2 protein-coding genes are annotated in these 22,039 nt (G+C 78.1%); both read right to left on the reverse strand.

The genetic code is table 11. From position 1 onward, the window contains the following. Positions 1–3,351 carry an ACP S-malonyltransferase gene (gene fabD / locus OSB71_RS10535; RefSeq protein WP_265946831.1) on the reverse strand — a complete coding sequence of 1,117 codons (3,351 nt, stop codon included), beginning with the start codon at positions 3,349–3,351 and terminating at the stop codon, positions 1–3. After that, positions 3,348–21,995, reverse strand: a complete 18,648-nt coding sequence (locus OSB71_RS10540; protein WP_265946833.1) for a non-ribosomal peptide synthetase — start codon at positions 21,993–21,995, stop codon at positions 3,348–3,350. Before OSB71_RS10540 ends, fabD begins: the two co-directional genes overlap by 4 nt. Positions 21,996–22,039: the final 44 nt, after the last annotated feature.

Below are 22,039 nucleotides of genomic sequence, written 5' to 3' on the forward strand. Positions count from 1 at the left end.
TCAGCCGAAGGCGCGCAGGCGGTGGGTGAGGTGGGTGGCCGCGCCGTCCAGCAGGGTGTCGGCGATGGCCTCGACGGTGCGGGCGCGCCAGGGGTGCAGTGCGGTGCCCGCGACGACCTGGTTGAACGCGCCCATCGCGGGGCCGCAGTGCACGAGGTGATCGACCCGGGAACGGTGGTCGCCGGTCACCGCCAGGCGGAAGCCGCGGGCGAAGTACCGGCGGAAGACGGCGGCGAGGTGCGCCTTGGGGTCCTCGCCCGGCGCGGCGGCCGGGAGCGGTTCGCCGCCCAGGTAGCGGTCGGTGACCTCGGCCCGGGTGTCCTCGTCCAGCTCGGCCAGCGAGGCGTGCCGGCGCCACAGTTCGTGCAGCCGGGACGCGCGGGCCGGGAAGAACAGGCCGCGCTTGAGGTAACGGGCCCGCACGCCGAGCTCGAACATCTCGCCCCAGGGCGCGGTGTCGACGTCGAACTCCCGCGCCTCCTGGAGCGCGTCCTTCACCGCGGCGCTGGTGGCGGCCTCGACGGAGCACTGGTTGACCGAGCCGGTGAGCACGAACTCCGCGCCGAGGAGGAACGCCGCCGCGGCCGCCTCGGGGGTGCCGATGCCGCCCGCGCACCCCACGTGCACGCGGTGGTCAGGGCGCGCCGCCGCGTCCCGCAGCCGCAGCACCGCGGGGAGGAGGGTGAGCAGGTCGGCGGTGCTGCTCAGCCAGCCCCCGTCGGCCTCGACGCACAGGTCGTCGGCCATCGGGCGCCCGGCGGCGGCCCGCGCCTCGGCCTCGGTGACCTCCCCGGCGTCGAGCAGCCGGGCGACCAAGCGCTCGGGGGGCGGGGCGAGGAACTCGGCGGCGACGTCCGTCCGGGTCACCTTGGCGATGATGCGGCCGCCCTTCAGCCGGAAGCGGACCAGCGCGGGGGTGATCAGGGGGAATCCGGAGGCCTCGACGATGTCGACGCCGTGCCGCAGCAGCGCGTCCACCAGCGCGGCCTCCTGCTCCGGGGCGCCGTGCCGGTAGAGGAGGTTGACGCCGAAGGCACCGCCCAGGCCCAGGTCGGCGGAGAGCGCGCGCAGCCGCTCCTCCACCTCGTCCGGCGTCAGGCCGCCGGTGCCCAGGAAGCCGAGCAGGCCGGCCTTGGCGGCGGCCCGCAGCATCTCGGGCCCGGAGACCCCGCCGTACAGGGAGCCCACCAGGTAGGCGCGCCGCAGCCCGTACCGTGCGCGGAAGCCCGGGGCGCCCAGGCTGTCGGCGTCCACCGCGAACCGCCCGCGGTCCGGCGCGCCGCCGTCCGCCGGGGCCGGGCGGGCCGGCACCCCGGGCTCGTCGACCGGAGCGGGCTCGGCGACCGGAGCGGGCTCGGCGACCGGAGCGGGCTGGGGGGCCGGTTCCGGGCGCGGGGCGGGGGCCGGGAGGGGGTCGGCGGCGGCCCGGATGCGGTCGACCAGCTTGGTCAGCACGCGGCCGGGGCCCAGTTCGACGAACTCGAAGTCGCCGAGCCCCATCAGCCGGCGCACCGTCTCCGTCCAGCGGACCGGGGAGGCGATCTGCGCCGTCAGCAGCTCCGCCTGCCCCTTCGCCGGGTACGGGCACGCGTCCACGTTGGCGAGCACCGGCACCGTCGGCGGGCGGAGGCCGAACTCGCCCAGGTAGGCGGCGAACTCGTCGGCCGTGGGGCGCATGTAGCGCGAGTGGAAGGGCGCGCTGACGTTCAGCCGGACCGCCCGGGCGCCGATGGCCTCGAAGGCGGTGCGGGCCTCGTCGATCTGCTCGCCCGGCCCGGCGAGCACGAACTGGTCCACGCTGTTGTGGTTGGCCAGGTCCAGCCCGTCGAGCCCCGCGTCGGCGAGCACCCGCGCGACGGTCTCCTCGTCGGTGCCCACCACCGCGGCCATGGCGCCGCCGTCGGCCGCCGCCATCAGCTCGCCGCGACGCCGCACCAGCCGCAGCCCGGTCTCGAAGTCGAAGACCCCGGCGGCGAACAGCGCGACGTACTCGCCCAGGCTGTGGCCGACCAGGTAGTCGGGCGGGACCGGGTCCTGGGCGACGTGGTCCAGGTAGGCCAGGGCGCTGACCACGTAGAGCGCGGGCTGGGTGAACTCGGTGCGGCCCAGGCGGCGCTGCGGGTCCTCGACGCACAGCTCGCGGATCGAGTAGCCGAGCACCCGGTCGGCCGCCGCGGTCTCCTCGGGGAACCTCTCGAAGAGGTCCCTGCCCATGCCCCGCTGCTGCGATCCCTGTCCGGGGAAGCCGTAGACCTTCATCGCGTGTGCCTTCCTTGGTGTCTTCGGGTCCTTCGATGCCCGGGGTGCCTCGCTGTCCCCCGCCGCCGACGGAAACGCCGACGGGGACGCCGACCGCCCCGGCGGGGACGCCGACCGGGTGCCGGCGGGCGCGCCGCAGGCGCGCAGGGCCGCGGCCAGCAGGCCGGGGTCGTCGCCGAACGGGCTGAGCAGCGGCAGGGACCGCGAGCGCGTGCCCTCCCCGAGATTGCCGCGGACGAAGTTGTGCAGCGTGCCGGCCGGACCGAGGTCCAGGTAGCGGAAGTCGCCGCGGGCGCGCAGCGCGGCCACGGCGCGCTCGAACTCGATGGGCTCCCGGGCCACCCGCCAGAAGTGGGCGGGGGTGGGGTGCCGGACGGGCGCGCCGTCCACGCAGGAGATCCAGGGCGGGCGCGGGGGCGCGAACGCGACCCGGTCCAGGTCCGCCCGGCAGCGCTGGAGCACCTCGTCCATCAGGCTGGAGTGGTAGCCGTACTCGACCGGGACCCGCTGGTGCAGCACGTCGGCCGCGCGCAGCGCCCGCTCGGCCCGGTCCAGCGCCTCCGGCGTCCCCGCGAGCACGAAGTGGCCGGGGTAGTTGCGGGCGGCGACCTCGCCCGCCCGCAGCTCCGGCACCCGGTCCAGCACCTCCGTCCCGGCCAGGACGGCGAGCATGCCGCCGCGCGGGCCCGTCGCCAGGCTCGCCGCCTGCCGGGCCAGCAGCCGCAGGCAGTCCTCCGCCCCGACGCTGCCGGAGACCACGGCGGCCGCGTACTCCCCGAGGCTGGCGCCGAGCAGGTGGTCGGGCTCCACCCCTTCCGCCCGCAGCGTCTCGGCCAGCGCCAGCTCGGTCATGACGATCGCCGGGTGGGTGAAGCGGGTGTCGGCGAACGGCTCGTGCCGCCGGGCGGCGGGGTCGAAGACGCGGGCGAGCACGGACTCGCCCAGTTCGTCGGCGAGCACGGCGTCGTGGCGGTCGAGCGCCGCGCGGAACACCGGGTGCCGCTCGTACAGCGCCCGTCCCATGCCGTAGTACTGCGAGCCCTGGCCGGAGAACATGAAGACCACCGGCAGGCGCCGCGCCTCCGCGCTCATCGGTAGCTCTCCCAGAACAGGCCCGTCGCGGGCGCGGCGTCGGCCGGTGCGGCTCCCTGGCGGACGGCCACCCGGCGCGCGCGCTCGGGCCGCGGCAGCGGCTGCCTGACCCGCGCCGGTGCGCCCGCGGCGGGCGCCGGGGGCGCCGGGGTGAGCAGGACGTGCGCGTTGGTGCCGCCGTCGGCGAAGCAGCTCACGGCGGCGGCGGGCGCCGCGTCCGGCCAGGGCGCCGCCTCGCGCGGCAGGTACAGCGGCGAGGCCGCCATGTCGAAGTGCTCAAGCGGCTCCTGGCCGGAGCGGAAGGGCACCTGTTGCCGGTGGTGGAGCATCAGGACCACCTTGAGGAACGCGGCGATGCCCTCCGCCGCCAGCGGGTGGCCGATGTTCGGCTTGATCGAGCCGAGCGCCACCGGACGGCCGCGGTCGCCGCTCCCGTACACGGAGGCGACCGCCTTCAGCTCCAGCAGGTCGGTGACGGCGGAGCCGGAGCCGTTGGCCTCGACCCAGCCCACGTCCCGCGGGACGTGCCCGCTGGCGGCCAGCGCCTGCGTCATCACCTCCTTCTGGGCCTGGAGGTTGGGCGTCGCGGGGCCGGCGGTGCGGCCGTCGTTGTTGACCGCGATGCCGTCCAGGACGGCCAGCACCCGGTCGCCCTCGGCCCGCGCCCGCTCCAGCGGCTTCAGCACGGCGACACCCACGCCCTCGCCGAGCACCAGTCCGGCCGCCCGGCGGTCGAAGACGTGGAACTCGGCGCCCGGGTTGAGCAGTCCGCGCCGGCCGAAGACCTGGTGCGCCCGGTCGTCGGCGAGCAGGCTCACCCCGGCGACGACCGCGGACTCGATCGCGCCCGCCCGCAGCGCCTGCACGGCCATGTCCATCGCCACCAGCGCGGAGGAGCAGGCGGTGTCGACCACGAGGCTCGGGCCGCGGAAGTCGAAGAACTGCGACACGTTCGCGGAGAGGTAGTTCTGCCCGGTGACCACCACCGGGTTCTTCGCCCGCTCCAGCCGCTCGGTGTCCGGGGTGTGCGTGGCCCGCCCGCCGACGTACACGCCGACGCGGCGGCCCTTCAGCTCGGCCGGCCGGTACCCGGCGTGGTGCAGCGCGTGGTCGACCTCTTCCAGCAGGAGCAGCGCCTGCGGGTCCATGGCGCGGGCGTCCTCCTCGGAGAGCAGGAACGCCTCCGGGTCGAAGCGCAACTCGTGCGGCAGCAGACCCGCGTGGTACTCCGTCGGGCGGCCGAACCGCTGCTCGGGGACGGGGCGCAGCGCCGAACGGCCCTCCCGCAGCAGGTCCCAGTAGGCGTCCGCGGTCTCCGCCCCGGGGAAGCGGCAGGACAGCCCGACCACGGCGACGGCAACCCCGCCTGACGCGGCCCCGCCTGGCGCGGACGCGGCGGGCGCGGTGGCCGCGTCCGTGCCCCACGTCCACTCGGCGCGGGACGCCTCGGGGGCCGGGGGCCCGGGCTCGGGGGCAGGGGGCGGCGTGGCCGCGTCCGCCGGGGCGGGGGGCCCGGACGCGGCGGGCCCGGCCTGCGCGGGCGGCGGGAAGGCGGTGACCAGCTCGCCGGGGAACTCGTCGGCGAGGTGGGCCGCGAAGCCGTCCGCCGTCGGGTACTCCAGCAGTGCCGACGGCGCGATCGACACGTCCAGGCGCTTGGCGATGGTCTGGACGAGCTGCGAGACCAGGATCGAGTCGATGCCGTAGTCGTGCACCGGCACATCGCCGGCCAGCTTGTCCCGGTCGAAGCGCAGCTCCACCGCGAGCTGGTCCAGCAGCCAGGCGGACACCGCGTCCGCCGAGGCCCGCAGCGCGGCGGATTGCTCCCCGCCCGGGCCGGAGGCCGGGGCGGCACCGGGCGCCGGAGCGGCAAAGGACGCGGGCGGCGCGGTGGGCGCCGCGGGCGCGGTCGCCGGGGCCGTGGCGGGTGCCGCGGGGTGGTCCAGGCGGCGGGCGGTGAGGCGTGCGGGACGCCAGTCGGCGTCCGGCCGGGGCAGGGCGGGCAGCACCACCCGGGCGCCGGAGGCGAGCGCGCGGTCCAGCAGCGCCAGGCCCTGCTCGTCCGAGAGCGAGGCGAGCCCGGACGCCTGGTAGGCGGCGCTGCGGGCCTCGCCCATCCCGGTGTCCCGCCAGCTCGGCCACTGCACGCTGAGCAGCGGCAGTCCGTGCGGACGGGCCTCGGCGACGGCGTCCAGGTAGCCGTTGGCCATGGCGTAGTCGCTCTGGCCGACCGCGAGCGCGGGCACCGTGGCGGCGACCGAGGAGTAGAGCACGAACAGGCTCAGCGGCTCGTCGCGGAAGCACTGGACGAGGGCGTCGACGCCGAAGACCTTGGGCGCGAGCACGCGGGCGACGGCGTCGGCGGGCTTGCGGACGAACGCGGGGTTCTCGAAGTCGGTGAGCCCGGCGCTGTGGACCACGCCGCCGGTCGGACCGAGCCGGAGCCGGACCTCGGCCAGCGTCCTGGCCAACGCCTCCGGCTCGTCCAGCGGCACGGCGTGGACCTCCAGCTCCACGCCCCGCTCCGCCAGTTCGGCCAGCGGTCGCAGCTTGCGCCCCAGCGGCGTGCCGGCGGCGATGTGCCCGGCCCACTCCGCGCGCGGCGGCAGCTCCTCCCGCCCGGTCAGCACCAGCTTGCGCACGCCGTGCCGGGCGACGAAGTGGCGCGCGGTCAGCAGCCCGAGGCCCCGCGTGCCGCCGGTCACCCACAGCACGTGGTCCGCGGGGAAGCGGAACGGCCGCCCGGTCGGCGCGGACGGAAGCTCCCGCAGCTCCGCGCGGTGCCGGACGCCGTCCCGGTAGGCGACCTCCGGCCACTCGTCCCGGCTGCCCAGCTCGTCGACGACCCGGCCGACCAGCTCCGCGTCGGCGGCCGCCCGCCCCACGTCGACGTGGCGGGAGCGGAGCTGCCGGTACTCGCTCTGCAGCATCCGGTACAGCCCCACCCGCGCGGCGCCGCCCAGCGCCACCGGAGCGCCCTCGGCCCCGGCCTCCGTGCCCCGGGAGACCAGCAGCGCGCACAGGTCGCGGCGGCCGTGGTCGACCAGGTGCTGGAGCCAGCGCAGCCAGGTCGGCAGCACGGCGTGGGCGGGCGGCAGGGCGGGGTCGGCGCAGCCGGCCAGGTCCACGACGGAGGCGAAGCGGTCCCAGCGCGGGTCGGCGGCGGCCAGGTCGGCGGCGAGCCGCTCGGGGGTGAGCACCTCGGCGTCCGGCAGCGCGGCGGCGAGCCGGGCGGCCAGCGGCTCGGTGCCCGGCACGGCGAGCACGGCGGTCCGGCCGTTGGGGACGGCGCCGGGGGCGGGCTCGGCGGGCGTCCAGCCCCGGGTGAGCAGCACGCCGTCGGCGGCGGGCCGGCCGGCGTCCAGCGCGGCCAGCTCGGCGTCCGCGGCGGCCAGCCAGACCCGCTCGCCGGCGAACGGGTACCCGGGCAGCGGCACGCGGCCGGGCCGCGCTCCGGGGTGGAGCACCGCCCAGTCGACCCGCTGCCCGGCGGTCCAGGCGGCGGCGCAGGCGGCCGGGTCCGGGGCCGGGGGCTCGCCGTCCAGGGGCCTGCGCGGGTTGACGACGCCGGTCCAGGCGTCGGCGGGGGTGGCGCCGGAGGCGCAGGCGTCCAGGCGGTCGGCCAGCTCCGGGAGGTCGTGGAAGACCAGCGCCAGCCGGTGGGCCATGGCCTCGCGCCCCGCCTGGAGGGTCCACGCCACCTGCGCGGGCTCCCACCCGGCGCCCTCGGCGCGCAGGTGGGCGGCCAGGCGGCGGGCCTGGGCGGCCAGCGCGTCGGCGTCCCGGGCGGAGAGGACGGCGAGCTGCGGACGCCCCGCGGCGGCGGCCGGGGCGGCCGCCGGGTCTGGCGCGGCCGGGTCGCCCAGGTGTTCCTGGAGGACGATGTGGGCGTTGGTGCCGCCCGCGCCGAAGGAGCTTACGCCCGCCGTCCGGGGGCGCTCCGTGCCGTCGGCCAGGACGCGGCGCGGCCAGGGCGCCCCCTCGCGCTGGAGGTGGAACGGCGTGGTGGCGAAGTCGATGTTCGGGTTGACGGTGTCGGCGTGCAGCGAGGGCACCAGTTCGCCGTGGCGCATCTGGAGCAGCACCTTGGTGATCGCCGCGATGCCCGCCGCGGACTCGGCGTGCCCGATGTTGGACTTCACCGAGCCGATGGGCAGCCGCTCGGGCGCTTCCTCGCCGAAGCCGCGGAGCATGCCGGCCACCTCGACCGGGTCGCCGAGCGCGGTGCCGGTGCCGTGGGCCTCCAGGTAGTCCAGGTCGTCCGGGCGCAGCCCCGCGCGGTCGAGCGCGGTGCGCAGGAGGTCGCCCTGCGCGTGCGGGTTGGGCACGCTGTACCCGGTGCCCGCCCCGCCGTGGTTGACGGCGGACGCCCGGACCACCGCCAGCACCCGGTCCCCGTCGGCGAGCGCCGCGTCCAGGCGCTTGAGCAGCACCGCGCCCGACCCCTCGGCGGGGACGTACCCGGTGCCGCCCTCGCCGAAGCTGCGGCAGCGGCCGTCCTCGGCGAGAAAGCCGCGCTGGGCGAGCTGGAGGAACTTCACCGGGTGGCTGGAGATGTTCACCCCGCCCGCGACCGCCACGTCGCAGTCGCCGTTGCGGATCGCCAGGCACGCCTGGTGGATGGTGACCAGCGACGAGGAGCACATGGTGTCCAGCGCGACGCTGGGGCCGCCGAAGTCGAAGAAGTACGACACCCGGTTGGCCACCGAGGCGTAGGACGAGGAGGTGGCGAACCCCTCGCCGCGCAGCGCGTCCTGGACGCCGTAGAGCTGGTAGTGGCCGTACATCATGCCCACGAAGACGCCGGTGCGCGGGCCGCGGAGCTGCTCGCGGGTGTAGCCGGCGTCTTCCAGCAGGTGCCAGACCGTCTCCAGGAAGACGCGCTCCTGCGGGTCGGTGTGCTCGGCCTCGATCTGCGACATGCGGAAGAAGAGCGGGTCGAACCGGTCGGCGCCGGGGACGAAGCCGCCCCACTTGCCGTACGTCTTGCCGGTGGCGGACTTGTCCGGGTCGTAGAACCGGCCGTGGTCCCAGCGGTCGGCCGGGATCTCCTCCACGCTGTCGCGGCCCGCGCGCAGGTTGCGCCAGAACGCGTCCACGTCCTCGGCCTGCGGGTACCGTCCGGCGACCCCGATGACGGCGACGGCGTCCCCGCCCGCCCCGCCGGACGCGGGCACCGCGGCGGACGCGGCCGAGGCGGCCGGAGCGCCGTCGGACGGGCCCGGAGCGCCGTCGGACGTGAGCGCCGGAGCGGCGGACGCGGCCGGAACGGCGACGGACGCCTCCGGGGCACCGGCGGACGCCTCCGGAGCGCCGGCCGACGCCTCCGGGGCGAAGGCGTGCGGGTGGGTGGTGGCCAGGTGGGCCGCCAGCTCGCGGACCGTCACGTACTCGAAGAGCAGCGTCTTCGACAGCGGCCCGGTGTGCTCCTCCAGCCGCCGGATCAGCCCCATGGTGATGAGGGAGTCGACGCCGTGGTGGTCGAAGGAGTCGGTGACGGCGATCTCCGCCTCGGGCAGCCTCAGCTCCTCCGACAGCAGCCGCAGCACCAGGCGCTCCGCCCGGTCGGCGGCGCCCTCGGACCCCGCCCCGGACCCCGCCCCGGCACCGGAGCGCGGGGCGGGCGGGGGCACGGGCGCCCCGGCGGACGCCCCCGCCGCGGCCGCCGCCCCGGCGGACGCCCCGACGCCGCCCCCGACGCCGCCCCCGGCGGCGTTCAGCGCGGCCTCGATGCGGGCCGGGTCGCCGGAGGCGAGCAGCAGCCGGGGCGCGGAGCCCGCGAGCGCGCGCTCCAGCGCCTCCAGGGCCGGGCCCGTGCGGACGGGCCGCATGCCCAGCTCCCGGGCCATGTACGCCTCGGCGGCCGCGTCGATCCGCATGCCGCCGTCGGCCCACACCGGCCAGGCGGCGGCGAGGGTGCGCCCGCGCCGCAGGCCCCGCCCGCGCAGGTGCTCGCGCCGCTCGGCGAAGTGGTCGAGGAAGGCGTTGGCGAAGGCGTAGTCGCCCTGGCCGACGTTGCCGAAGGCCGCGGCGGCGGAGGAGAAGGCGACGAAGTAGTCCAGCGGCTCGTCCACCGTGGCCTCGTCCAGCAGGAGCGTGCCGTGCGCCTTGGCGGCCAGGACGGCGTCCGCGTCGGCCCGCTCCTTGCGCAGCAGCAGTCCGTCCCGGAGCACCCCGGCGGCGTGCAGGACGCCGCGCACGGGGCCGTGCGCCCGGCGGGCCTCGGCGATCAGCTCGCGCACCTGCGCGGCGTCGGAGACGTCGGCGCGCACGACGTGGGCGCCGAGTGCCGCCGCGCGGGCGCGCGCCTCGGCGTCGGGTTCGGACCTGGCGGCGAGCACCAGGCCACCGGGCGGCTCCCCCGCCGCGCGCCGGGCGGCCGCGACGTGCTCGGCCAGCAGCAGGCCCAGCGCCCCGGTGCCGCCGGTGATGACGTGTGCGCCCGGGCCGGTGAACGCGGACCCGGCCACGGGCGGCAGACCCACCCGGTGCCAGGACGCGCGGGCCCGCCCGTCCGCCGCGTGGCGCACCTCGGGCGCGCCCTCGGCCGCCAGCTCGTCCGCCACCGCGGCGGCGAACGGCTCGGCGGCGACGGCCAGCACGGAGAAGTCCACGGCCGGGTGCTCCAGCCGGACCGTGCGGGCGAGCGCGGCCATGGCCGGGTCGGCCGGGGAGGCGGCCGGCTCGGGGTGGGCGTAGAGGTAGCGCAGGGGTCCCCGCCGCTCGCCGTGCCAGGCGCGCAGGAGCTCCGCGGCGGCGTGGAAGCCGTCGGCCACGGCGTCGGCGGAACCGCTCCGGCCACCGGCCAGGTGCACCACGTGCGCGGCGCCCGGGGGCAGCGCGCGCACCGCGGCCCCGGCGTCGAACCGGGGGCCCAGGGCGGCCCGGTGGACCCGCGCGCCCCGCTCCGCCAGCGCGGCGGTGACCGCGTCGCCGTGCGCTCCGGCGTCCAGCACCAGCACCGCGTCCGGCCGGGGCCCGGCCACGCGCGGTGCGGGCCGCCAGGCGGGAGCGAAGGCGGTCACCGCGTCGGTGTCGGGCACGGCGCGCAGCGTGAAGCCGTCCAGCGCGGCGACCACCTCGCCGTCCGCGTCGAGCAGGGCCACGTCGAAGCGCAGCGTGCCCGGCCCGGCCGGTCCGGCGGCGGGTGTGGCGTAGGCGTACAGCCGCTGGGGCAGGGGCGCGTAGCGGCGCACGGAGCCGAGGGAGAACGGCAGGTACGGCACCGGGCCCGCCGGGTCGCCGGCCCCGGGGGCGAGCCGTCCGGCCGTCTGGAGCGCGGCGTCCAGCAGCGAGGGGTGGAAGACGTACGCCCCCGCGTCGGCGGCCCGCTCGGCCGGCAGCCGCAGCGTGGCCAGGGCCTCGCCGGGGCCCTGCGCGAGCTCCTCGATCACCTGGAAGGCCGGGCCGTAGGCGAAGCCGAGGCCGGCGAAGGCCGCGTAGCAGTCGGCGCCCGCGTGGTGGGACGTGCACCGGGCGCGCACCGCGGCCGGGTCGACGCGGGCGGGGCGGTCGGCCGGGTCGCCCCAGCGCAGGGTGCCGTGGGCGTGCGGGGTCGGCCGCTCCCCGGCGGCGCCGGGGCTGACCACCTCGAACGCGGCCGCGTCCGCCGTCCCGGTGAGGCGGACCAGCAGCCGGTGGGCGTCCGTCCCGGCGGGCAGGCGGACCGGCGCGGCCCACACCAGGTCCTCGACGGCGTGGACGGGGCGGCCGTCGGCGGCGAGTTCGCCAGCCAGCCGGGCCATCTCCAGGTAGGCCACGCCGGGCAGCACCCGCTCGCCGCCCACGACGTGGTCGCGCAGGAAGAACTCCTCGCCGGTGAGCGTCTTGGCGAAGGCGGTGGCACCGAGCGTGGAGACGTTGGCGTCCAGCAGCGTCGGGTGCAGCCGGTCCGCCACCGGCGCGGGGGCCGAAGCGGCCGGGGCCGGGACCGCCGGTGCGGCGTCCGGCCGGGGGTCGACCCAGTGCCGGGTGCGGGCGAACGGGTAGGTGGGCAGGTGCACGCGGCGGCGGGGGGCGCCCGCGTACCGGGCGGCCCAGTCCACGTCGGCGCCCGCGAGCCAGGCGTCGGCGAGGGCGGTCAGCTCGCCGGAGGCCGGGGCCGGACGGTCGGTGGGACGCGGGGCGACGCGCGCGGTGCGCACGGCCGACGGGCGGCCCGCGAGGTGGGCCTCCAGCGCGGCCCGCAGCGCGGCGGTGCCCCTGGCGACGACGGCCAGGCGGTGGGCCATGGGCTCGCGCCCCACCTGGAGGGTGTGGGCGAGGTCCGCCGCCGGGACGTCGTGCGCCGCCAGGTGGTCGGCGAGCCGGCGCGCCGAGCGCTCCAGGGCGTCGGCGTCGCGCGCGGAGAGCACGAACAGCTCCTCGGCACCCTGTTCGGGGTGCTCGGCCCGCTCGGCGGCGGGGCGGTCCTGGGCGTCGGGCATGTTCGCTTCCTCCAGCACGATGTGCGCGTTGGCCCCGCCGAAGCCGAAGGAGCTGACCCCGCCGCGGCGCGGCAGCTCGGCGCCGGCCGCGTCGCGCGGGCGCGGCCAGGGCCGGGCGGCGGCGGCCACCTCGAACGGGCCGCCGTCGAGCTCCAGGTACGGGTTCTGCTCGGTGAAGTGCAGGCTGGCCGGGACGGTGCCGTGGCGCAGCGCGAGGACGACCTTGAACAGCCCGGCCACGCCCGCGGCCGCCTCCAGGTGTCCGATGTTGGTCTTGACCGACCCGATGGCGCAGGGCGTCGCCGCCGCGCCGGACTCCGCGCGCAGCCGCCGGAAGGCGGTGCTCAGCCCGGAGGTTTCGATGGGGTCGCCGAGCGCCGTGCCGGTGCCGTGGGCCTCGATGTAGCCGACGCTCTCCAGCGGCACCCCGGCCGCGCGGTAGGCGTCGACGAGCAGGTCGGCCTGGGCGTCCGGGTTGGGCGCGGTCAGCGAGGTGGTGCGGCCGCCGTGGCCCACGGCGACGGACCGGACGACGGCGTGCACCGCGTCGCCGTCGCGCGTCGCCGCCCGGTGCGGCTTGAGCAGCACCACGCCCGCGCCCTCGCCCCGCACGTAGCCGTCGGCCCGGCGGTCGAACGTCTTGCAGCGGCCGTCCGGGCTGAGCATCTCGCCGCGGCTCAGCGCCTCGTGGACGGCCGGGCCCAGCATGAGGCTGACGCCGCCCGCGAGGGCGAGGTCGCAGGTGCCCGCGCGCAGGGCGGCGCAGGCCTGGTGGACGGCGGTGAGCGAACCGGAGCAGGCGGTGTCCACGGCCATGCTGGGGCCGCGCAGGTCCAGCAGGTAGGAGACGCGGTTGGGGATGACCGACAGCGCGGCGCCGGTGAGGGTGTGGCCCTCGCTGCCCCGCCCGGCGGCCCGCTGCACTTCCAGGTAGTCGGAGTTGGTGGCCGCCAGGAAGACCCCGACGCGGCGTCCGGCCAGGTCGGAGGGGCGGTAGCCCGCGTCCTCCAGGGCGGCCCAGACCAGCTCCAGCACCACGCGCTGCTGGGGGTCCATCAGCTCCGCCTCGCGCGGGGAGATGCCGAAGAACGCGGCGTCGAAGCGGTCCACGTCCGGGGCGAAGCCGCCCCAGCGCGAGACGCCGGCGGGCTGCTCGCGCCAGTCCCAGCGGTCGGCCGGGATCTCCCGGACGAGGTCCCGGCCGGCGGCGAGGTGGTCCCAGAACGCGTCCAGGTCGGTGGACTCGGGCAGCCGCCCGGCCATGCCGATGATGGCGACGCCCTCCTCCCCCGGTCGCCCGGCCGGTGCCGCACCGGCGGCGGGTTCGGCGACGGGCCCCGCACCGCCGGGCTCCGCGACGGCGGGCGGCGCTGCGGCGGTCGTCGCGGCGGGGACGGCGCCGTAGCGCGCGGTGAGTTCGGCGGGGTGGTGCTCCCACAGGTGCTCGGCCAGGGCGAGCAGGGTGCCCCGGCGGTAGAACAGCGTGGGGTAGACCTCGATGCCGTAGGCGGAGCGCAGTTCGGTGCTGAGCGCGGTGAAGTCCACCGAGTTCAGGCCCACTTCGCCCAGCGGAGTGCGGGGGGCGACCTCCTGCGGGCGCAGCCCGGCCAGCCGGGCGACGACGGCGGTGAGGTCGGTCAGCAGCGCCTCGACGCGGGCGCCCGCCCCGCCGCCGTCGCCCGGCGCGGCCCCGGACGGGCCGGGCGCACCGGGCAGACCGTCCGCGTCCGGCTCGCCGCCGGGCCCGGTCGGCGCGGCGCCGAAGCGTTCGCGCAGCTCCGCCAGGGGTGCCGTGGCCAGCGCCGTGCGGTCCACCTTCTCGTTCAGGGTGCGCGGGAAACCGGTCACCCGCAGCAGGGCGTCGGGCACCATGTGCTCCGGCAGCCAGGCGGCCAGCCGCTCCCGGTCCGGTGCGGCGGCGCCGTTGTCGTCGTCAGCGAGGACGTAGCAGGCGAGCAGCGAGTGGTGGGCCCCGCCGGGGTCGCCCGGGCGGCGGCGGGCCACCACCACGGCCTCGCGGACGCCGTCCAGCCGCCGCAGGGTCGCCTCGACCTCCTCCAGTTCCACGCGGAACCCGCGCACCTTGACCTGTGCGTCGAGGCGGCCGAGGTACTCCAGCCGCCCGTCGGCGCGGCGCCGCACGAGGTCGCCCGTGCGGTACATGCGCGCCCCGGGCGCGGCGAACGGGTCGGGCAGGAAGCGCTCGGCCGTCAGCTCGGGGCGGCCGACGTAGCCGTCGGCCACGCCGTGGCCGCCGATCCACAGCTCGCCGGGCACCCCGGTCGGCACCGGCCGCCGCGCGCTGTCCAGCACGTACACCGAGGTGTTCGCGATCGGTGCGCCGAGGGTGACCGGTTCGCCCGGGGCGAGGCGGGCGGCCGTCGACCAGATCGTGGTCTCGGTGGGGCCGTAGAGGTTCCACACCGCGCGGTTCCCGGCGAGCAGCGCCTCGGCGGTGTCGCCGGGCAGCGCCTCGCCGCCGCACAGCACGGTCAGGCCGGGGCTGCCGCGCCATCCGGCGGCCAGCAGCATGCTCCAGGTCGCCGGGGTGGCCTGCATGACGGTGGGCGCGGCGCGCTCCACCGCCTCCCGCAGCCGCAGCCCGTCCCGCGCCGTCGCGGTCGGCAGCACCTCCACCGTGCCGCCGGAGATCAGCGGCAGGTACAGCTCCAGCGCCGAGATGTCGAAGCAGACGGTGGTGACGGCCAGCAGCGTGTCGGAGGGACCGAAGCCGGGCTCCCGGGCCATCGACCACAGGAAGTTGGTCAGCGCCCGGTGCGGCACCCGCACGCCCTTCGGGCGGCCGGTGGAGCCGGAGGTGTACAGGACGTACGCCGGGTCGCCGGGTCCGGCCGGGCCGGGGGACGGGGCGGCGGGCGGCTGCCCGGCGCCGTCGACCAGCAGCCGGGGGACGCCGCCGGGGCCGCCGGTGACGGCGGAGTGGGTCAGCAGCACGTGCAGTTCGGCGTCCCGGGCCATGTAGGCGAGCCGCTCGGCCGGGTACTCCGGGTCGAGCGGGACGTAGGCGCCGCCGGCGGCCTGCACGGCGAGCAGGGCGACGGGCAGCCCGGCGTCGCGGGGCAGGAGCACCCCGACGGTGCGGCCCCGGCCGACCCCGGCGTCGCGCAGCCGGGCGGCCAGCTCGGTGACGCGGTCGGCCAGCTCCCGGTAGGTCAGCTCGGTGCCCGCGTGGCGCACCGCCACGGCGGCCGGGCGCGCCTCGGCCTGCCGCAGCACCAGCTCCCACACCAGGGTGTCGGCGGGGTAGTCGCGGGGCGCGGGCGCGGCGAGCAGCGCGCGCTCCGGCGGGGTGAGCAGTTCCAGCGCGCCGACGGGGGTGCCGGGCGCCTGGACGGCGGAACCCAGCAGGGTGACGAAGTGGGCGCCGAACCGCTCGACGGTGGCGGCGTCGAAGAGGTCCGGGTCGTACTTGAGCGTGTAGCGGCAGCCCTCGGCCTCCTCGACCACCTCCAGCGTCAACTCGAACTCGCCCTCCTGGTGGACGCCGTCGACCGCGCCGGTCACCACGCCGTCCCCGTCCCCGTGGGCGGTGCCGCGCACCCAGTTCTGGAAGTAGAACGCCACGTTGAACGGCGCGGCGGCCGGACCCGGCGCCTCCCGGCGGAGGTCGTCGGCGAGGGTGAGCAGCGGGTAGGCGCTGTGTGCCAGGGCGTCGAGCACGGTGCGGTGCACGCGGCGGACCAGCTCGCGGAAGTCCTCGCCCGCGTCGACCCGTTCGGCCAGCACGACCATGTTCATGAAGTAGCCGAGCACGTCGTCGTACCCGGTCGGCGGCCGGCCGGCGGTCGGGGTGCCGACGGCCAGGTCCGCCTGGTCGCTGTAGCGGTGCAGCACCGCGAAGTAGGCGGCGAGCAGGACGGCGAAGAGCGAGGTCTGCTCGGCCCCGGCCAGGGCGCGGGCCCGGTCGGCGACCGCCGCCGGGACGCGGCCGTCCACGCTGGCCCCGCGGAAGCCCGGCACGGCCGGGCGCGGCCGGTCCAGCGGCAGCGGCACGGCCGTGCGCCGCCCGCGCAGCCGCTCGGTCCAGTAGGCGCGCAGCCGCTCGCCCTCGGGTCCCGCGAGCAGGTCGCGCTGCCAGGCGGTGAAGTCGGCGTAGGTGCGGGCGGGCCGGGTGGCGGGGAGCGGGCGGCCCTGGGCGAGCGCGCGGTAGCCCTCCTCCAGCTCGGCCAGCAGCCGGGCGATGGAGACGCCGTCGAAGACCAGGTGGTGGAAGGTCAGCAGGAGGGCCTGGCGGCCGTCGCCGAGGCGGTAGAGCGTGGCGCGCAGCAGCGGGCCGGTGCCCAGGTCGAAGGGGCGGCGCAGGTCGTCGCGCATGCGGTCGCGCAGCTCCGCGTCGGTCACGGAGGTGAGGAAGACCTGCGTGAACGGCAGTTCGGGCTCGGCCGCGATCCGCACGAGCGGCCCGTCCGCGCCCGGGACCACGGTGGCCCGCAGCTCCTCGTGCCGGTCCAGCAGGTCCTGGAGGACGACGCGCAGGGCCAGGACGTCGACGTTCCCGGTGAGCCAGAGGGCCAGCGGGAGGTTGTAGGCGTAGGTGCCGGGCGCGACCTGCTCGATCACCCACAGGGCGCGCTGGCCCGCGGAGAGCGGGTGGCCGCCGGCCTCCGCGGCGGCGCGCGGCCGCAGCACGGCCTCCGCCGCCGCCCGCAACGCCGGGGCGGCGGCGGGCGCGGCGGGCGCGGGCGCGGGCGCGGCGGGCGCGGGGGACGCCGGGTGGGTGGCTTCCGGGGCGCCGGAGGCCGGGGGCGCGGGCGCCGGGGCGGCCGTGGCGTCGGGCGCGGCGGTGGCGTCGGTGAGCCAGTGGGCGGACAGGTGGGTGGCCAGCTCGCGCAGCGTCGGGTGCTCGAAGAACTCGGTGAGCGGCACGGTGACGCCGAACGCCTCGTCCACGGCGGAGACGATCTTCATGCCGCTGAGCGAGTCGAAGCCGTAGTCGGCCAGCGGACGGTCGGCGTCGATCCGCTCCGACAGCTTCAGCACCCGCTCCACGAGCGTGCGCAGCCGTGCCTCGACCCCGCCCCCGGCCGCCCGCGCCCCGCCGGGCTGGACGGCGGCGGGCGCGGCGGGCACGGCGGAAGCGGCGGGCGCGGTGGCGGCCTCGGGAGCCGGCCCGGTGGCCGCCGACACGGCGTGCCGCGGGCTCGGCGGGGCGGCGGCCGGGCCCGGGTGCGGCAGGACGCCGTCGCTCTCGGCGACGAGCACCGTCTGGCCCAGCTCGCCGCCCGCCCCGCGCAGCGCGCGCACCGGGGCGTAGCCCTCCTCGTGCAGCAGGCGCACCCACTCCTCGGGCGAGGCCAGCGGGGAGTGCGGGATGCGCAGGTCGGCGTCGTCGAACGCCCACCAGCCCTCCAGGACCCCGCCGCCGAGGGTGAGCAGCGGCCGCACGGCGGTCAGCTCGTTCAGGACGAGCCGCCCACCGGGCCGCAGCAGGGCCTTGGCCGTGCGCAGCGTCGCGCGCAGGTCGCGGGTGGCGTGCACGACGTTGGTCGCCAGGACGAGGTCGGCCGCGGCGGGCGGGAAGCCCTGTTCGGCGAGCGGGCGGTCCAGGTTGAGCGTCTGGAAGCGGGTGAACGGGTAGCGGTCGGCGAAGCGCTCCCGGCCGTGCTCCAGGAAGCGCGGCGAGATGTCGGTGTAGGTGTAGCCGACGCGTCCGGGGTGGTCGGCCAGCACGGGCAGCACCCGCTCGCTGGTGGCACCCGTCCCGGCGCCCAGCTCCACGACCTCCACGCCCGCGTCCGCGCCGTCGGCCCGCCCGGGCGTCCGGGTGTCCAGGTAGCGGCGGACGGCCTCGCGGACCAGCAGGTTGCAGGAGTCGGTGAGCGCGTTCCCCTTGTAGAAGTTCTGCACGAGCTTCATCGAGGTGCCGGGGAACATGATCTCGGTGGCTCCGACCTCGCCGCGCAGGATGCGCGGGTACGCCTGGAGGAAGAGCCGGTTGAGGGTGATGGTGGGCTCGATGTCGGGGTAGCGGGCCGCGAGCCGGTCGCACTCCGCCTCCCAGCGCTCGCGCGCCGCCTCGTCGTCGGCCTCGTCGTCGGCGGCGTCGTCGGCGTCGGCGGCGGCCACGGCCTCGACGGCGGCCGTGGTGGTGACGCCGTCGCCCTCGCGGGTGAGGTAGCCGGCGTCGGCCAGGAGGGCGAGCAGTGCCTGGTGCAGCCGGTCGAACCGGGGCAGGACGCCCAGTCGGCGGGCGAGCTCCGCGGCGTCGTGGCGCTCGCCCGCCCGGCGCAGCGCGCCCATCCGCTGGTAGGCGCCGAGCAGCGCGGGCAGGGCGACGGCCTCCAGTTCGGCGTAGCCGTCCAGCACGGCCGTGACGGCCGGGTCCGGCTCCGCGACGACGTCCAGGTCGGCGGCGGCCACGGGCGCGCCGGTGCGGGGGCCCGGCAGCAGGCGGGCGTCCAGGGCCGGGTCGTGGCCCATGGCCTCCAGCGCGCGCCGCCCGGCGCGGATCGGCATGAGCTGGGGCAGGCCGCTGCCCAGGGCGCGCCGCACGGCGGCCACCCCGGCGGCGGCTTGGAAGGCGGAGATGCCCAGGCCCGCGAAGATCTCGGCGAGTCCCGGCTGCGCCCCGGAGCCGACCTGGCCCCAGTAGCCCTGGTTGAGCACGGTGACCGGGCAGGCCAGCCGGGTGCGCAGGAAGTGGGCGTAGGCGTCCTCGGTCGCCGACGCGCAGACGTAGGCGCCGTTCCCGGCGAAGCCGCCGAAGGCACCGGCCGAGGAGAAGTAGGTCAGGAAGTCCAGCTCCTGGTCCGCGACGGCGGCGGCCAGCGCGGCCGCGCCCTCGGTCTTGACCCGGGTCACCGAGGTGAAGGCGGCGTCGTCGAGGTCGGCGAGCCGGCGGTTGTCGAAGACCATGGCCGCGTGCACGACGCCGTGCAGGGCGCCGAACCGGCGGTGCGCCTCGGCCACCGCGCCCGTCAGGTCCGCCGCGCGGCAGGCGTCGCCGCGGACGTGGGCGACGTCTCCGCCCAGCGCGCGGATCCCGGTGGCGGCGGCCTCCTGCTCGGGGGTGAGCGGGCCGCGGCTGAACCAGACGAGCCGGGCCCGGTGCCGCCGGGCCAGCTCCCGGCTCAGCTCCCGGGCGATGCCGCCCGTACCGCCGACCAGCAGGTAGACGCCCTCGTCGCGGAAGACCGGGCCGCCCTCGGGGAGTTCGACGCGGCCCAGCCGCCGCACGTAGCGGACGCCGCCGCGCAGCGCCACGGTGCGGCCCGCGCCGTCCAGCGGCTCGGCCAGGACGGCGTCGGCCAGCCGCCGCACGTCGGCGGCGTCGGTGACCTCGGCGGAGGCGAAGTCCACGCCCGCCACGCGCAGTCCGGGCCGCTCGGCCGGGGCGACCTGGAGGAGCCCGTGCATCCCGGCGGCGAACGGGTTGTGCGGCGTGCTCCCGGCGACGGGGTGCACGTCGCTGGTGACCACGGCCACCCGGTCGGCCGCGCCCGTCCGCAGCAGCGCGAACAGGGACAGCGCGCCGTGTCGCAGGTGCGTGGCGGCCTCCTCGGCGCCCACGCCCGCGCCCACCCGCGCGCCCACGCCGCCGAGGTGGAGGACCAGGTCGGCCCCGGCGATCCGGTCGGTGAGGTCGGCGGGCAGCGGCCCGTCGAGTGCGACGAGGTCGGTGCGGGCCTGCGGGCACCGCTCGGCGACGGCCTCGCCCAGCCAGCGCGAGGCGTCGGTCACCAGGGCGACGACGTGCCGCGCGGGCGGTGCCGGCGCGCGGGTCGGCGCCTGCTCCCGCACCCACAGGGGGCGGTAGAAGTCGGGCAGTTCCTCCGGGACGGGCGGCGGCGCGGCGCCGGTGGCGGGCGTCGGGGCGCCGGCGGACGCGGCCGGCGCGGCGGCGGGGGCGGCGTCGGCCGGGGGCTGCGGTATCCAGTACCGCTCGCGGGCGAACGGGTAGCCGGGCAGCTCGACGCGGCGGGCCCCGGCCGGGGTGACCCGGCGCCAGTCCACCTCGGCGCCGGTCACCCAGCGCGCGCCGACGGCGGCGAGGTCGCGGCGGGCGACGGCGTCCGCCAGGGCACGGGTCTCCGCCTCGGACAGCCGGGCCCGGACGTGGGCCGCCCGGCCGGTGGCGACGCGGGCGCCGGCCGTTCCGGCGGCGAAGGCGTCCAGCAGGTCCGCCGCCTCCTCCAGCGAGCCGGTGACCAGCGCGAGCCGGACCGGGTGGGCGGTGCGGCCCGCCTGGAGGGTGTGCGCGACGTCGACGAACCGCAGGCCGCCGTCAGCGGACGGGGCGTCGGCGGACGGGGCGTCGGCGGCCTCCGGCGGGGCGGGCAGCGCCGGGGCGACGGCGCGGGCGACCGCGCCCACGGTGTGCGCGGCGGTCGCGGCCGCCGGCGGCTCGGCGCCCAGCGCGGTGGCGAGCAGGTCGTGGTAGCGGGCGCGCTCGCGCACGCCGAACCCGCAGTCGGCCAGGTCCGTGCCGAGGTCGAGGTCGCGCGGGGCGACCCCGAGCGTCTCGGCGGCCAGGCGCAGGCACAGGCGCTGCGCGTCGGCCAGGGCGTCCGGCCGGGGCGCGGTGGCCCGCGGCTTCGCCGCGCGCAGGAAGGCGGCCAGCGCGGCCGCCTGGGCGCGCAGCCGGTCCTCGCTCTTCGCGGACAGCACCAGCAGGTGGTCGCCCCCCGGGTCCGCCGGGCGGGGCGCGGGCGCGGCGGGCGGTTCCTCGACGACGACGCAGGCGTTCGCGCCGCCGCCGCCGAAGGAGCTGACGACGGCGCGCAGCGGCAGCGCGCCCCCGTCGGCCCCGGCCCCGGCACCGGCATCGGCACCGGCACCGGCACCGGCACCGGCCGCGGGCAGCGGGGTCCAGGGCTGGACGGTCTGCTGCACGGCGAACGGCGTCGCGGCGAAGTCGATGTCCGGGTTGCGGCGCGCGGAGTGCAGCGAGGGCACCAGCGTCCGGTGGCGGAGCTGGAGCAGCACCTTGGTCAGCCCGGCGATGCCGGCGGCCGACTCCAGGTGGCCGATGTTGGACTTCACCGAGCCGACGGCCACGGTCGGCCGGGCGGCCGTCCCCGCCCGTTCCGTGCGGGCGCCGAACACCTCGGTTAGCCCGGCGATCTCGATCGGGTCGCCCAGCGGCGTCCCGGTCCCGTGCGCCTCGACGTACCCGACGGTGTCCGCCGCGACCCCGGCCCGGTGCAGCGCGGCGCGGATCACCCGGGCCTGCGCCTGTGCGCTCGGCACGGTGTAACCGCCGGTCTTGCCACCGGAGTTGACGGCCGTGCCGCGGATCACGCCGAGCACCCGGTCGCCGTCGGCCAGCGCGGCCGGCAGCGGCTTGAGCAGGACGGCGCCCACGCCCTCGCCGTCGACGAAGCCGTCGGCCCCGGCGCCGAACGCCTTGAGCCGGTCGTCGCGGGAGATCATCCCCCGGTCGGCCAGCATGCGCAGGTGCATGGGGTGGAGGATGAGGTTGACGCCCCCGGCCACGGCGGCGGCGCACTCGCCGTTGCGCAGGCTCTCGCAGGCCAGGTGCAGCGCGGTGAGCGAGGCCGAGCAGGCGGTGTCCACGGCCAGGCTCGGCCCGGTGAAGTCGAAGACGTAGGAGACCCGGTTGGCGATCGACCAGTGGCTGGAGTGGGCGTCGGTGTGCACGCCGCGGGCGCTCGCCTCACCGCCCATCCACTCGTAGTTGCTGTTCATGACGCCGACGAACACGCCGACCGGGCCCTGTGCGGCGAGCGTGGCCGCCGGGTACCCGGCGTCCTCCAGGGTGGCCGCCGCCGTCTGGAGGAAGAGCCGCTCCTGCGGGTCCATCGCCTCCGCCTCGGCGGGGGAGATCTGGAAGAACAGCGGGTCGAACGCGGCCACGTCGTCGATGAACCCGGCCCACTTGCTGTAGCCGCCGCGCACCCCGGACGGGTCGTGGTGCGCGTCGGCGTCCCACCGGTCGGCGGGGACCTCGCGGACGCAGTGCCGTCCGGTGACGAGGTTGTCCCAGAACTCGCGCACCGTCCCGGCCAGCGGGTACCGCCCGGCGACGCCGACGATCGCCACGCCCGCGTCGGCGCCCGCGGCGGCGTCCTGGCCCGCGCCCGCGCTCCCGCCCGCGCCCGGCGCGCTCCCGGCCGCCGGCGCGGCCCCGGCCGCCGCCGCCTCCGGGTGCCGCCCGGCGCCCCCCGCGGGCGCCGGGTCCTGCGCCGCGGCCCGGGCGGCCAGCAGGCTCAGCAGCAGCTTGCGCTTGTCGTCCACAGTTGCTCTCTCTCAGGTCTTCGGCCGGCCCGCACGGGCCGGGT

It is taken from the genome of Streptomyces marinisediminis (assembly GCF_026262575.1).
Taxonomy (GTDB): domain Bacteria; phylum Actinomycetota; class Actinomycetes; order Streptomycetales; family Streptomycetaceae; genus Streptomyces; species Streptomyces marinisediminis.